Origin of the sequence: Maricaulis sp. (assembly GCF_030149425.1) — a bacterium.
Taxonomy (GTDB): Bacteria; Pseudomonadota; Alphaproteobacteria; order Caulobacterales; family Maricaulaceae; genus Maricaulis.
This window is the reverse complement of record NZ_JASBRQ010000045.1, coordinates 1-14,883: the sequence shown is the minus strand read 5'-3', so window position 1 is coordinate 14,883 and position 14,883 is coordinate 1. Positions and strand designations below refer to the sequence as shown.

10 protein-coding genes are annotated in these 14,883 nt (G+C 63.3%); 4 read left to right on the top strand and 6 right to left on the bottom strand.

From position 1 onward, the window contains the following. Positions 1–19: 19 nt before the first annotated feature. A complete protein-coding gene (locus Q1V57_RS07255; RefSeq protein ID WP_300529167.1) occupies positions 20–1,408 on the top strand; it encodes a S41 family peptidase in 1,389 nt (462 codons plus the stop codon). A gap of 58 nt (positions 1,409–1,466) precedes the next feature. Here the strand turns inward: Q1V57_RS07255 and katG are convergent, their stop codons facing one another. Together katG and Q1V57_RS07245 are read right to left on the bottom strand one after the other, a co-directional pair. Next, entirely contained in the window at positions 1,467–3,653 is a 2,187-nt protein-coding gene (gene katG, locus Q1V57_RS07250; RefSeq protein WP_366145105.1) for a catalase/peroxidase HPI, read from the bottom strand. A gap of 420 nt (positions 3,654–4,073) precedes the next feature. Beyond that, positions 4,074–5,264: a thiolase family protein gene (locus Q1V57_RS07245; protein ID WP_300529163.1), complete on the bottom strand. Its 1,191-nt coding sequence runs from the start codon at positions 5,262–5,264 to the stop codon at positions 4,074–4,076. A gap of 153 nt (positions 5,265–5,417) precedes the next feature. Here Q1V57_RS07245 and Q1V57_RS07240 point away from each other — a divergent pair, with 153 nt between their 5' ends. Then, positions 5,418–5,828: a CPBP family glutamic-type intramembrane protease gene (locus Q1V57_RS07240; protein ID WP_300529161.1), complete on the top strand. Its 411-nt coding sequence runs from the start codon at positions 5,418–5,420 to the stop codon at positions 5,826–5,828. A gap of 22 nt (positions 5,829–5,850) precedes the next feature. Here the strand turns inward: Q1V57_RS07240 and Q1V57_RS07235 are convergent, their stop codons facing one another. From Q1V57_RS07235 to flgK, 4 genes are all read right to left on the bottom strand, one after another. After that, positions 5,851–6,570, bottom strand: coding sequence for a hypothetical protein (locus Q1V57_RS07235; protein ID WP_300529159.1), 720 nt, complete (start codon positions 6,568–6,570; stop codon positions 5,851–5,853). A 33-nt stretch (positions 6,571–6,603) separates the two neighbouring features. Then, entirely contained in the window at positions 6,604–7,818 is a 1,215-nt protein-coding gene (gene mnmA, locus Q1V57_RS07230; protein WP_300529158.1) for a tRNA 2-thiouridine(34) synthase MnmA, read from the bottom strand. A gap of 333 nt (positions 7,819–8,151) precedes the next feature. Beyond that, a complete protein-coding gene (locus Q1V57_RS07225; RefSeq protein ID WP_300529156.1) occupies positions 8,152–9,066 on the bottom strand; it encodes a flagellin in 915 nt (304 codons plus the stop codon). A gap of 14 nt (positions 9,067–9,080) precedes the next feature. Then, entirely contained in the window at positions 9,081–11,219 is a 2,139-nt protein-coding gene (gene flgK / locus Q1V57_RS07220; RefSeq protein ID WP_300529154.1) for a flagellar hook-associated protein FlgK, read from the bottom strand. Between the two features lie 902 nt (positions 11,220–12,121). On the opposite strand from flgK, the gene Q1V57_RS07215 reads away from it, so the two are divergent. Together Q1V57_RS07215 and Q1V57_RS07210 are read left to right on the top strand one after the other, a co-directional pair. Beyond that, on the top strand, positions 12,122–14,053 hold the full coding sequence (locus tag Q1V57_RS07215) for a flagellar hook-length control protein FliK (RefSeq protein ID WP_300529152.1): 1,932 nt from the start codon (positions 12,122–12,124) through the stop codon (positions 14,051–14,053). 11 nt (positions 14,054–14,064) lie between these two features. After that, positions 14,065–14,739 (top strand): flagellar hook capping FlgD N-terminal domain-containing protein, encoded by a 675-nt coding sequence (locus tag Q1V57_RS07210; RefSeq protein ID WP_300529150.1) that lies wholly within the window; start codon positions 14,065–14,067, stop codon positions 14,737–14,739. Positions 14,740–14,883 lie beyond the last annotated feature (144 nt).

The window sequence follows — 14,883 nt, the reverse complement described above, 5'->3', positions numbered from 1 at the left end:
ATTTTTTGGAGTTTCGCCGATGCATCGCCACTTTCTGATCCCTGCCCTGCTCGCCCTGGCGACCAGTGCCAGTGCGTGTGCGGCTCAGCCCGTTCGCGAGGAAATTCTCGGCCAGGACGGCGTTTTGGCCGCAGCGCAGGGCGTGTGGCGATCTCAGGAAAGCGGCTGGATTTTAGAGATCGACGGGTCCGGCATCACCCGCTGGCAGGACACGCCGGCCGCCTGCTATCCCAGCCCGGCCGGCGGACCGACCCTGATGGGACAGATCGAGTACCGCTATTACACCGCGATCAACGCTGACACGGCACGCTTTGAGTACCTTCCCGGCGATGGTCATGCCTGGTTCGAGCGCATCAGCGCCCTGCCCGAGCATTGTCTCGCCAACCCCGATACCTCCTCACAAGCCATTTTCGATGCTTTCGTCTCTGTTTTCGAGCGCCATTACGGCTTCTTCGAAGCGCGGGGTGTCGACTGGAACAGCCAGGTCGAGACGGCCCGAGGCCAACTGCAACCGGATATGAGCCAGGCCGCCCTGTTCGACCTCCTTGCCGCCATGATCGAGCCGCTGGGCGACAGCCACACCAAGCTGATTGCGCACATTGAGGGCGAGCGCCGCCGGGCCCAGTTCGGACTGGGCGAAACCCTGCCGCGCATCGCGGCCTCAACCGGGGAGACGCCCTGGCTGATTGGTCTCATCCAGCAGCTCTTCTCCGATGTGCTCGATGATGGCGCCGCGCATATCGCCAATGACCGTGTGATTACCGGCACCATCGACAACCGGGTCGGCTATATTCAGTTCCTGACCATGGGCGGTTTCATGACGGAGTTTGAAGCCGGTACGCCGCAATGGGCCGCAGCCGAACTCGAGGCGCTCGACACAATCATGGACGAGACCCTGACCCGCTTCGCCGGCATGGACGCCGTCATTCTCGACCTGTCCAATAATCGCGGCGGTTATGATGCGGTTTGCCGCGCCATCGCCGCGCGCTTCACGGATGAGCCCTTCCTCGGTTATTCCGTGAGCGTCGGCGACGAACCGGATCCGGTCGCGCGCTACACAATCGAGCCCGCGGAAGCCCCGCGCTTTACCGGCCCGGTCTATGTCCTCACCAGCGATGTCACCGTCTCCTGCGGTGAGATCACGACGATGATGTTGCGCCAGCTCGATCATGTGACCCAGGTCGGCGCGACCACGAGGGGCGCTTTCTCCACCCCGCTGGCCAAGCCGCTTCCCAATGGCTGGTATCTGGAATTGTCCAATGAGCGCTTCGCGGACGCATCCGGCGCGGTTTATGAAGGCCGGGGCCTGCCCCCGCACATCGAAATACATCCCTTCCCCGAGGATGCCCCGGTCGTCGGGCATGCTGCGGCGATTACGGCAATCCTGGCCGATCTCGACGAGCGGTAGACATGAAAAAGGGCGGCGCCATTGGCACCGCCCTTTCCGTTGCGTTCAGCCCGGACGTCTAGTCCAGATCAAACCGGTCATTGCGCATCACGCCGGCCCAGGCGTCGACGAAATCGCTGACGAAGCGGGCCTCGTTATAGGCATAGACCTCCGCCACGGCGCGCAGCTCAGCGTTCGAACCGAAGACGAGATCGGCTTCGGTCGCCGTCCAGCGCAGATCACCGGTCGCGCGGTCACGCCCTTCAAAGACATACCCACCCTCGGTCGTGTTCCACACCGTGCCCATGTCGAGCAGGTTGACGAAGAAGTCATTGCTCAACGTACCGGCACGATCGGTGAAAACGCCATGCGCTGCACTGCCGGTGTTGGCGTCGAGCGCACGCATACCCCCGACGAGAACCGTCATCTGCGGCACGGTCAGACCCAGCGTATCAGCACGGTCGACCATCATCGCCGACGGAGCCCGGGCCGCACGATCCGCATCATAGTAATTGCGGAAAGCATCAGCAGCCGGCTCCAGATGAGCGAAGCTGTCGACATCCGTCATCTCCTGGCTGGCATCGGTCCGGCCCGGGGCAAACGGGACACGAATGTCATGCCCGGCTTCTGCAGCGGCCTCCTCGATGGCGGCGGCACCGCCCAGCACGATCAGGTCTGCAAGGGAAATCCGGACATTGTCGCTGCGGCCAGAATTGAAGGTCGACTGGATCGCCTCGAGCGTCGACAACACAGTCTCCAGCTCCGCCGGGTTATTCACATCCCAACCGTTTTGCGGCTCGAGACGCAGACGGCCGCCATTGGCACCACCGCGCATGTCGGTGTCACGATAGGATGCGGCAGCCGCCCAGGCGGTCCGGATCAGCTGCGGGCGGGACAGGCCAGAGGCGAGGATCTGCGCCTTCAGGTCCTCGATCGCCGCGGCATCCACGAGGTCATGGTCAACCGCCGGAACCGGGTCCTGCCAGGAGAAGACATCTTCCGGGACATCGCTACCCAGATAACGGGCGCGCGGGCCCATATCGCGGTGGGTTAGCTTGAACCAGGCGCGCGCAAAGGCCGCTTCGAATTCCTCCGGGTTCTCGAGGAACCGGCGGGATATCTCATCGTAGACCGGGTCGAAACGCAGAGCCAGGTCCGTGGTGAACATGATCGGGGTTTCCAGCTCGCCCTCGACATGGGCGTCCGGCACGAACATGGCGGCCTCAGCATCTTCCGGGACCCACTGAATCGCGCCAGCCGGGCTCCGGGACTGGACCCATTCAAAGGCGTAGAGGTTGGACAGGTATTGCATCGACCACTGCGTCGGCGTGGCGGTCCAGGCGCCTTCCAGACCGGAGGTCACCGTGTCGGCGCCGTTACCGGTGCCGCAACGATTGTCCCAGCCCAGACCCTGACGCTCGACGCCATTGGCGGCCGGCTCGGGGCCGGTGCACTCTTCAGGGCTGTGCGCGCCATGCGCTTTACCAAAGGTATGACCACCAGCAATGAGTGCCACGGTCTCTTCGTCATTCATCGCCATACGGCCAAAAGTGTCACGGATGTCCGCAGCAGCCAGAAGCGGGTCAGGATTGCCGTTCGGGCCTTCCGGATTGACGTAGATCAAGCCCATCTGGACCGCCGCGAGCGGGCGCTGCAGTTCACGATCGCCGCTATAGCGCTGATCCGCCAGCATTTCCGCTTCCGGCCCCCAATAGACCAGCTCGGCCTGCCAGTCATCGGCGCGACCGCCGGCAAAGCCGAGCGTCTGGAAGCCCATATCCTCCATGGCCACATTCCCGGCCAGGATCATCAGATCGGCCCAGGAAATCGCATCGCCATACTCGGCCTTGATCGGCCACAGGAGACGGCGGGCGCGATCCAGATTGCCATTGTCCGGCCAGGAATTAAGCGGCTCAAACCGCTGCTGGCCGCCACCGGCACCGCCGCGACCGTCAAACGTCCGATAGGTGCCAGCCGAGTGCCAGGCCATGCGGATGAAGAAAGGTCCGTAATGACCCCAATCGGCCGGCCACCAGTCCTGGCTGTCGGTCATGACGGCGCGCAGATCGGCTTTCAGCGCCTCAAGATCAAGGCTCTCGAACGCGGCGGCGTAGTCGAAGTCGTCGCCGAGCGGGCTGGACCGGGTGATCTCGTTCTGGCGCAGCTGGCTCAGATCGAGCTGGTTCGGCCACCAGGCCAGATTGGACCGGGCCTCGCCAATGGCGCGCTCATAGTGTTGCGAAACCGGCGAGGCTTCACTGGCCATGGCGTCAGCCGCGGGCTCGGCGGCGTCGGTGGCCGCTGCGATTTCCGCTTCATCATTGCCACCCGAGCAGGCGGCAAGGCTGAGTGCGAGCGTCGCGACGCCAGCGCGCCAGAAAGGTTTTCGATTGATCATGATTGTCCTCTCCTTGGTCGTTTTCCGCCGGCTCAGGAGCACTCCAAGGAGGAGGCCGCTCGGCGGTACGCACATTCCCGGTTGCCCCGGGTCTTCAGTGAGGAGGCGATAGGGCGCAGCTGTTACCGCGCCTGCCCCAGCAGGTGCAGGCCTACGCCTGCCGCAACAATCAGTCCAATCTATTAATTTAATGAAACCTATTGATCAGTCTTATTCCGAGCGAGGCGGCGCAAAAAAGGGCGGCACCACTGGCACCGCCCTCTTTAATGTCATCGGAGCTGGGATCGCTTACTGCATGCGCTCGACAGCGATGGCCGTGGCTTCACCACCGCCAATGCAGAGCGAGGCAACGCCCTTGTCCTTACCCTGTTTTTCCAGGGCGGAGAGCAGGGTCACCATGATGCGGGCGCCAGAGGCACCGATCGGGTGGCCGAGCGCGCAGGCACCGCCATTGACGTTGACCTTGTCGTGGGAAATGCCGAGCTCTTTCATGGCGATCATCGGCACGACTGCAAACGCTTCGTTGATTTCCCAGAGATCGACATCATCGGTGGTCCAGCCGGCGCGATCGAGAACCTTGCGCATGGCCGGGACCGGAGCCGTGGTGAAATAGGCCGGCTCGTGAGCGTGGGCGGCCGTGGCAACGATCTTGGCCAGCGGCTTGAGGCCGCGGCGTTCGGCTTCAGAGGAACGCATCAGCACCAGGGCAGCCGCACCGTCAGAAATGGCCGAGGCGTTGGCTGCGGTGACGGTACCGTCCTTGTTAAAGGCCGGGCGCAGGTTCGGGATCTTGTCCGGCATCGCCTTGCGCGGCAGTTCGTCGGTATCGACGGTGATCTCGCCCTTGCGGGTCTTGATCGTCACCGGCGTGATCTCACGGGAGAAATCGCCCTCTTCGGCGGCGCGCTGGGCGCGAGCCAGGGTTTCCAGCGCGTAGGCGTCCTGCTGCTCACGGGTGAACTGGTGCTCTTTTGCGATCATGTCGGCGAAATTACCCATCGGGCCGCCTTCATAAGCGTCTTCCAGTCCGTCCTGCGCCATGTGGTCTTTGACGGTATCGTGGCCATATTTGAAACCGCCACGATGGCTCGGCAGCATGTGCGGGGCATTGGTCATGCTTTCCATGCCACCGGCAATGATGATGTCGGCATCGCCGGCCATGATCGAAGCGCGGCCCATAATGGCGGCCTGCATGCCCGAGCCGCACATCTTGTTCAGTGTCGTGGCTTCAACAGATTTGGGCAGGCCGGCCTTGATTGCCGCCTGGCGTCCCGGCGCCTGACCCTGACCCGCCATGAGCACATTGCCCATCACGATCTGGTCGACGTCTTCGCCCGCCACACCGGCTTCTTCCATCGCGGCCTTCACGGCGACGGCGCCGAGTTCATTCGCGGATTCGCTGGCCAGTTCACCCAGCAGGCCACCCATTGGGGTACGGGCCATGCCGACGATGACGACCGGATCGTCCATTGCGCTCATCTGAAATCTCCTTGCAAAGACTTGGGGCGGGATGCCGAACGGTTTTAGTCTGCGCGCATGTTGAGAAGATGCGGCACTGCGTCAAGCCTTTTCGCACATGCAGCAGGCGTGTTCCGCCCGCCTGCACAACTTCGCCATTACTGGCAATCCCTTGTGATTACGGCACTCTTTCTTGTCGTAGCGGGATATGTCGGACTTTGGTCTGATCTCTTCAAGATCGCTTGGGCAGTTGAATGGCCATCATTCGCGATTGTCGCTGCCGTAGCGTTCCTCCTGCCCTCGCTGACGGAGGAACTGGTGTTCCGGGCCGCACTGGCTGGCCGGGCTGGCTCAATGCGCGCCGCCGCAGCCCTTATCGCCTTTATTCTCTGGCACCCGGCCCAGGTCTGGCTTGGCCTGCCCATGGCCCAGGACCTCTTCCTGGACGGGCGCTTCCTGATTATCGCGGCAGCGCTCGGAGCGACCTGCACCGGCCTTTACCGCCTGACCGGATCGATCTGGCCGGCAGTCCTACTGCACTGGCTGGTGGTGCTGGCCTGGAAAGGTCTGACCAGTCCGGTCTAGTCGGCCAATATAGTCGTACCCGCTAGTCAGCCGGGCCGGACGGGCTCAGGGCAGAGGCCTGAGTGCGTAATTGGCGGGCCCGGCGAGTATCGCGATGCAGGTGGAGAGCGCCATCACGGCCAAGCTCATACATGGTCGCCAGGGTCAGGCAGGCCTCACGGTCACCGGCTTCACATCCCGCCTCGCAATAGGGCGCCTTGGGCAGATAGCCCGGGCGAGTGCCATAGCAGGCCATGGCCCTCGGCGCGGCGGCCTCATCACCGCCGGCTTCAAGCACATCTGTCCAGATGGCGCAGGCATCGGAGAAACCGCGCACACAGCCCAGCTCACCATGTTCAAGCGCCTCGTCCCAATCGCCTGGACCATTGCGCTGGAACAATTCCCGCGCAGCCTGGAAACAGGCCATAGCCGAGCCATTGCGGCAGCCCTCGCGCACCATGGGCAGGAAAGCCTCCTGGTCATTGCGCATCGAGGCGTAGGGATTGGGATTGCCGATCCGCTCGAACTTCCAGCACGACCCGTCCTGGCCGAACCGGCAACCGAGGATACGCAGGCGCACCTGCTCGTCAGCGAGCCAGAAGGTCTGATCACCGCGCTGCCCCAGCTGAGCCGCATAGGCGCAGGCATAGCCCTCGCCGGCCTCGCAGCGGGCGACATGCTCGATATAGGCCGGCGAGCCCACCTGGGCTGCTGCCGGCGCGCCAATGCCAAGCGCCAGAAGTATGAAAGCGATCAGTCGCATGGGAATGATCATAGGGCCGCGAAGCCGGACGCGCTACCCAATCAGCCGCACGCCCGATCCGCTCGCCTTGCCACCGGTGGCCGCGATCCAACCACCACCGAGGACGCGGTCCTCATTGTCGGTGGAATAAAAGACACAGGCCTGGCCCGGCGCCACGCCCTCTTCGCCCTGCGCCAGCACGACCCCGACCGTATCGCCATCGACCGACAGTGCAGCGGGAACCGGCGGCCGCGTCGAGCGCACCTTGACGCGCACCGGCGCGCCATCGGCGAGATCTTCATCACCCAGCCAGTTGACGTCATTGAGGCGGATCGTATCGACCTCCAGCGCTTCGCGCGGCCCGACCACGACCTGGGCGGCTTCCGCATCCAGACGCACGACATAGAGCGGATCACCCGCGGCAACGCCCAGCCCGCGGCGCTGGCCAACCGTATAGCGGATCACGCCCTCATGACGGCCCAGCACCCGGCCGTCGACATGCACAATCTCGCCCGGGCGCGAGGCGCCGGGGCGGACTTTCTCGACAATATCGACATAGCGGCCATTGGGTACGAAACAGATATCCTGGCTATCCGGCTTGTCGGCGACGATCAGGCCGAACGCCTCGGCCAGCTGCCGCGTCTGGTCCTTGTTGAGATGACCGAGCGGGAAGCGCAGGAAATCGAGCTGTTCTTCCGTGGTGGCGAAAAGGAAATAGGACTGGTCCTTGCCCTGGTCCGCCGCGCGGCGCAGTTCCGGGCCCTTTTCGCCGATGACGCGCTGGATGTAATGGCCCGTCGCCATGCACTCGGCGCCGAGCTGTTTCGCGGTCTCCAACAGGTCAGCGAATTTGACCGTCTGATTACAGCGCACACAGGGGATGGGCGTATAGCCGGCCAGATAGGTGCCGGCGAATTCCTCGATCACGGCTTCGCGGAAACGGCTCTCATAGTCGAGGACATAGTGCGGGAAACCGCACTCCTCGGCGACGCGCTTGGCGTCGTAAATATCCTGACCGGCACAGCAGGCGCCCTTTTTCTGGATCGCCGCGCCATGATCATATAGCTGCAGGGTGACACCGACGACGTCATAGCCGAGATGGTGCAAGAGCGCGGCGGTGACGGAACTGTCTACGCCGCCAGACATGGCCACGACGACGCGATGGTCGCCGGGATTGCCGCCAAGACCGAGCGGATCGCCGGACAGGTTGAGATCAGAAAGCAGAGCATCGACAGACGCCTTGGCGCCGCCGGTCGCGGAAGAAGTCATTTTCGCCTCCAGCGGGGTCAAGGCCCGCAGCAAACGGTGAATAAGGTGGCGGGTATATAGGCGATGGCGGGCGTGGCGGCAAATCTGGGGCGGGTCGGGGCTCCGCTGGCTCCTGCTCGACGTCCAACCATTACATACCGTCATCCCCCGGTTTATCCGGGGGACCTCAACATCCTCCGATTGCGGAGAGGTGCCCCGGATAAGCCGGGGCTTGGCGAACACGTGTGCATGGTTGGGGTGGGAAGCCCCTTGGCTCACGCAAGGGTCGGACAATCACTCCTGTTCAAGGCCGAGCCTTCGTCAGGGATGACAATCGCAATTGGATTGCCAGCCCTATCGCAGGAAGTTCAGCAGCGAGACCTGGCTCAGCGAAGAGAAGGTGCGCGCCGACACATCCAGCGCGGTCTGGGCCTGCTGGAAACGGGTCGCGGCATCAGCCATGTCGACATCTTCCATGTCGCCGATGAAGCGCTCAAGGAAGCCCTGGCGATCCTGATGGCTGGTGATCAGGGTTTCGACATGGGCCTGGGCCGAACCGGCTTCACCGGTCTTGTTGATGATATTGTCGATTGCGGCGATGACATTGGTGACCTCGGTGGTCACAAAGGCCTGCTGGGCCGCGGTCATGGGCTGAACGAAGGGCCCGCTGGCGCTGTTTTCGAAATCGACAATACGCTTGAAGGCATCCATCAGCGGCCCTGCCACCTCGTCGGCAAGCAGGCCGACATCGACAGCGATTTGCTGATCGAGCTGGGCCGAAGGGCGGCGCTGGTTGTTCTCGAAGGCTTCTGCGGCCGAGGCCATGGGCAGAAGGTCATTCAGCGAGGTGACATTGATCGGGGCGATGTCCGAGCGGGTACCGCCGAAGACATAGGCGCCGGAATGCGTCGTGTTGAGCGTGTTGATGACGGTGTTAAAGGCCTCGCGGACCTCGTGCATCATGTAATTGCCGTCCTTGGTGGTCAGCGCCATGCGCAGCTCGGTAGCCGCATCATTGAGATGGTTGAGCGCCGTATCCTGGGCCTCCAAACGGGCCTGCGCGCGTACCGCGGCCTGCTCATAGGCCTGGGACCGTGCCAGGGCGGCGCGCGTCGCACTCAGCGTTTCCGCCTCATGGCCAACGCCTTTCAGATCGGTCGCCTTCTTGCCGGTAATCAGCTCTTTTTGCGTATCGAATACGCTACGCTGCGCCTTCATCAGATCGAGCAAAGCGGTCTGGGATGCTGCAAAGGTCGAAATGCGGGCCATGGGTCAAAAGCCTCCTAGAGCACGTTCATCAGTGTATCGGCCATTTCCTTCGCTGCCTGGAGCATGCGCGCCGAGGCATTGTAGGACTGCTGATACATGGTCATGGACGCGAGTTCCTCATCCAGATTGACCCCCTCGACATCGGCTCGTTTCTGAGCCGCTGTCTGCATGAGAACATTCGCGCTTTCCGCTTCGCTTTCCGCCCGCGCCGCGCGCGAGCCGACCATGCCGGCAAAGCGGGCAGCATAGTCATTGAGATTGGCATTGGACTGGGCCAGCGAGCCGGCTGCGTTGAAGGTGCGGGTCTCGCCCAGCGATTGCTGCAACAAGATACCGCCCCGGTTATCCCCGGCACTCAGCACGATATCGCCAGCCACGGTCGCCGCGTCGATATCGAGCTGGCCCAGGGCCAGCAGGTCGGAATTGGCCCGGATCGCCGGATCGACGCTGAAAATCTCCGCGCGACCGGCCTTGGCGTCGAGACCGACGCCGAACAGTTCGGAGAAGGAGACGCCCGATGAGGTGCGTGCCGTTGTGTCCCCGCCCAAGTCCACATTGAAGGCTTCAAAGCCTGCGACCGGCGTCTGGATCAGACGCCCTTGGGCATCAAGGGCAAAATTGACGTAGCGGCCGACGCCGGTTGTAGCGTCGTTAATGGCGGTGATGAGGTCATTGAAGCTCTGCCCGGCGACAACGGGAATATTGACCGAGGCGACGGTTGCACCGGACGTGGTGGTGACGTCGAAGGTCACGGACTCGCCCGCCGAGAACAGGTGTGGGCGTGAGCCATTGATACCGGTCTCGAAGAAATAGGGGCGATCGGAGCGGACCAGATCATTGAGCCCGAAGAAATGGGAGAAGCCGCGACCGCCGCGGTCTGCCGGATTGGCTTCGTCCTGCAGGATGGACACGCCATTGCCGGCCACATCGGCCTGCAAGGACATGACGCCATTGCTGAAGCTCATCGAGCCATTGGCGCCCAGCGCGGCATCGATCGCGGTTGTCAGCGTGCCGATCGTGTTGCCGATACCAACCGCCGCGCCGCCATCGACCGACAGGGTTGCCGAATCGAAATCTACATCTACGCGCGAGACCAGCGCTCCAGTCGCATCACTTACGCCGATCGTCATTTGGCCGGTGAAATAGTGATAATCATTCACATCCCAGCCGGTATTGCCGCCAGTCAGGATCTGCGGAGCCGGGTAGGACGACGCGTTATTATGGGCGGCGTTGAGCGTGTCGGCGAAGCCCGTCGCCATTTCCGCCAGCTCCTCTGCCATATTCGGCAGGTGCACATCGCGTAATTCCATCAACCCGCGCAGTTCGCCGCTGACGATGTGACGGTCAAGCTCGACTGCGACACCGTTCGGCGGCACGGCAGAGATGCTGCCATAGGTCGTCTTGAACGCTCCCGTACCGGCCGGCTGGTAGGTAATGTTCATGGCGAAATTGTCCATCAGCAGGACGCCATCTTCCGTGCGCACCACAACACGGCCGTCGGGCTGCGTGGTCGCGCGGATATCCATGATGCTGGACAATTCATCGAGCAGTTCAGACTGCCGGTTCGCCGCGCCGGAGTTATCGCCGCCGCCGGAGGCCAGGTTCTGGACACTGGCATTGAGTTCGAACAGCTCGCCGAGGATTTCATTGACCCGCTGCACATTCGAATTGATGCGCGCCTCGGCCTCCTGGCGCTGCTGCTTGATCTCGATCGACAGCCGTGTGGTCTCGTCGAAGAAGCTCTCAATGTCTGCAGCGGCCGACAGGCGCGCCACGGACAGGGACGGATCGACACTGGCCTGGGACAGGCTGTCGAACACCTTATTCATGCGCGAGAAGATCGAACCGGGATCATCCAGGCCGCCGAACTGGGCCTGGACGCGATCCAGAGCGGTGGCCAGGGCGCTGGCCCGGCCCTCATCGCTGATCGCCTTGATCGAGGCCGCCTGCAGGAATTTGTCGGCGATGCGGGTCACACCTTCGATCTGCACGCCCATGGCGACACCGCCGACATTGCGCGAGATCAGGTTCGGCGTAGTGCGGGCGTAGCCAGGCGTGTTGACGTTGGCGACATTGTTAGAGGCCGAGCGCAAGCCGACCTGGCTCGCATTCAGACCCGTCAGGGCATTTCCAAGGACACCGCTCAGCGACATGGCGAGCTCCCTTCATTGCGCATGTTTTCACGCGTAGACCGGCGAATAATGCCGCCGGACCGGCAAGCCTTGCCCACATCAAGCGCTCTCAGCACCAACATGCCAAGGCGCTCAGAATGGGAGCAAGTAACTGTTTTCGCGTTGTCTTTCATGCGCTTTCAAATCCGTACAGGGCACGACCGTGTGCGCGCCGTATGATTAACATCGCAATCGACGGGCCAGTTTCGCGCAACCCGGGACCGTCCCCCCCTGAAGCGGGGGTTTTTCCACCCTGGCGAGACATCGCGCGGTGCTCCGGCTCGAACCCGGCAGCATCGGCCTAGCAGGCGGCAGAATGCGCCGGGCGAAGCGAAAATTTACAGGTATTACCGCGAAATTAATGCACGATTTCATGGGCTTATTAGTTTTTCAGAATGGCATGACGCTTGCGGATGATGGGACGGACCGGCGTCACCCTGGCGTCGGATGTGTGCAAAAGAGTGATCAGAACCGACATGCAAGCCAGCCTGTTGAGTGCGACATTTCTAAGTGGATCCGCCGCGGCGACGACCGGGGAGGCCCTTACCGGTGCCAATGCGGGTGCCAGCGGACAGACAAGCGAATTGTTTGCGTCGCTGCTGCCGCAACAGACCGGTGCGCCCGCTGGCCGACCGCTCGCAGGTGATGCTGCGGCGACGAGCGGCACCACTCCGACGAGCGCACAGGTAACGACTGACACAAACAACGCCGTTCCGGCACAGCAGGGCAACGCGCTCAACACCGCAACCGCGCAGCCAGCGGCACCGGATAGCGCAGACCAAGCGCAGATTGCGGTCCCGGGGCAGACGATTCAGGCGCAGCCACAGCCGGTCGTGAACACGCCTGTCGCTGCGACCACTCCTGCTCCTGCCGCTACCGCCCACATGAGTGCAGCTCCGCTTAGCCCGGCTCAAGCGCTCCTGGCCAAGGCCGCAAAGGCCGAGACCATGCTGGCCGGTACAGCTGAAACACCGGCCCAGGACGCGACTGCCACACAGGCCCAATCGGCAGCTGAAGCTACAACGGCTGAAACCGCATCGGGTGAGGCTCTCGCCACGACACAGGCCTTGGACAAGGCCAACGCCAAACCGGCTCAGCCCCAGACCTCTCAGCCGCAGCCGGCATTCTCTGCCCCGCCGCAGGCTGTCACGACCGAACCCGGCTCCGGACAAGTGACCGCTAGCCTGGGCGCAGACAATCCGGCCGGCAACACTGTTGCATCAACTGCAACAACCGCAGGCAGCCTTCCGGCCCAGCCCGGCTCCGCTTCTGTCGCCGCGAATACGCTTGACGGCGACGCCCTGGCCCAACCCGGCCGGGCCAGCGCGCAAGCAGCGCAGACCGGCCCGACGCAAGCTGCAAGCCTGGCTGAGCGCTTCAATCAGCGCGCCGACCTCCTGGCTGCACGGAGCAAGGCGGATGGACAGCCCAATACAGCTCTCGCCGAGGCGATGCGTGCGAGCGGTCAGTCGCGGGCCGGTCAGGCACTCTCCGGTCTTGAGAACAGCAATCCCGGCGCTCAGCCGGCACCGACTTCAGCTGCAGACCAGCTGACCAAGGCGCCCGTTTCCAAATCACTGACCCTGCCGGGACAAGGCGCACCCGCTGCCGCGTCCAACGCGATACCGTCGCCGGCCGAGGCGGGACAGCCCGCCACCCCGGAAATACCGTCAATGCAGACCGGTAGCGGGACAATCCCGGCTACGCCTGCATCACCGGGCTTGCCGGGTATGGCAGCAGAACCGGCGATGCCAGCCACGCCGGCCTCGGTGGCCGAGAACTCGGCTGATGCATCGTCCCAATCCAAACCGGACACTGCCCCGGCGGCCAGCAAGCCGGACGCCAAACCTGAGTTTGCTGCTCCCTTCACCAAGGGCCAGCCCCTTGCTCCGGCCGTAACGGATCCGCGCCCAGCCAACACGCCGGTGCCCGGCGCAGCTGTGACGCCTCAGGGCAATAATGCCGCCGACCCGACCATGGCCTTTGTGCCGCCGGCAACACCACAAGCTTCAAGCCAGGCCCCCGCTTCCGCGCCCGGTGCCCAATTAAAGCAGAAGATCGCCAAGGCTGCCGCCGCATCCGCTGGCGCATCCTCCGGCCAGACAGCACAGGCCGGCGCGAAGCCGGCTACATCGCCCGCCGCGTCCAGCGCCAGTGCGACTGATGCGTCCAGCCTGACCTCGGCGGCCACCTCAGCGGCTGCGAGCAAGAGCGTCACGCCGATGCCGTTATCCGGTGATGTCCTGTCTCAGCCCACCGTAAGCGTCGATTCTGGGACCGGAATGCGCGCTGATACCGACCTGTCCTGGGGCCGGATGGACGCGCGTCCGACCGGCCTGGAGCGCTCCGCGACACCGGATGGTGCGCGGTTCACGCCACAGACCGCGACCAATCTGGCCGCCCAGATCCAGCGCCGTTTCGTCAATGGCGCCCGGGTCTTTGATATCCGCCTCGACCCTGCCGAGCTCGGCCGGGTCGATGTGCGACTGGAATTGTCGCCGGATCAGCGGGTGCAGGCCATTTTGACCATCGAACGCCCGGAAACCCTGGCTGAAATGCAGCGCAATGCGCGGGAGCTGGAACGGGCCCTGGCCGAAGCCGGCCTCGACGTGGGCGATGACGGGCTGGAATTCCAGCTCGGCGGCGACACGCATTGGGAAGACCACAAGGATCAACTCGATGAGGACATGATCCCGGTGTTCCAGGAAAGCGAATATCTCGAACTGGCCGAGGCCGGTGTCGAACCCCAGGCAGAACGTGAAGCCTATGGCTTCCGCCTTTCCGGCGGACGCGACCGGCTTGATATGCGGATTTAGGACGCGAACCCATGGTCGATATTTCCCAAGTCACCAGCACGCTCGGCTCCAATAGCGCCCTGTCCAGTCAGAGCGCGAGCCTCGGCGACAATTTCGAGATGTTCCTGACCCTGCTCACCGAGCAGATGAAGAACCAGGACCCGCTCGACCCGTTGGACTCCACCCAGTTCGTCAATCAGCTGGTCGACTTCTCCAGCGTGGAACAGCAGATCCAGCAGAACCAGAATCTGGAAAACCTGCTGCTCCTGCAGGCCGCATCGGCCCAGAACTCTGCCGTTTCCTATATCGGCAAGGTCGGCGTTGCGGAGACCAATCAGTCCACCTTGAGCAATGGCAGCGCCAGCTGGGATTATGTCCTGCCGGAAGACAGCCGCCAGACCACGCTCGTGGTCAAGGACGCAGCCGGCCGGGAGCTTGGCCGCTTTGAAGGTTCCAGCTCGACCGGCACTCACACCTTTACCTGGGACGGGCGCGACAGCGCCGGTTCCCTCATGCCCGATGGCGCTTATTCGCTCGAGATCCTCGCTGCGGACGCCGACGGCAATACCCTAGCGCCCACCATCCGTGCCTCGGCCCGGGTGACGGGCGTGGATCTGTCCGGATCCGATGTCATCGTTGAGATGGGCGGCATTCGCGTCCCGCTCTCTTCGATACTCTCACTCAGAGACGGAGAGATCCCCGTCTAATTTTCTCAGGCCGCCGGCCTGAACCCGGTCGCCAGAAGGGCGGTCCGGTCAACCTTGAAAGCAGAAGGCTCCCTTTGTCGTTAAACGCAAGGAGCATGCAATGAGCATCAATTCCGCGTTACTGGCCGGCGCTTCCGGCCTGAT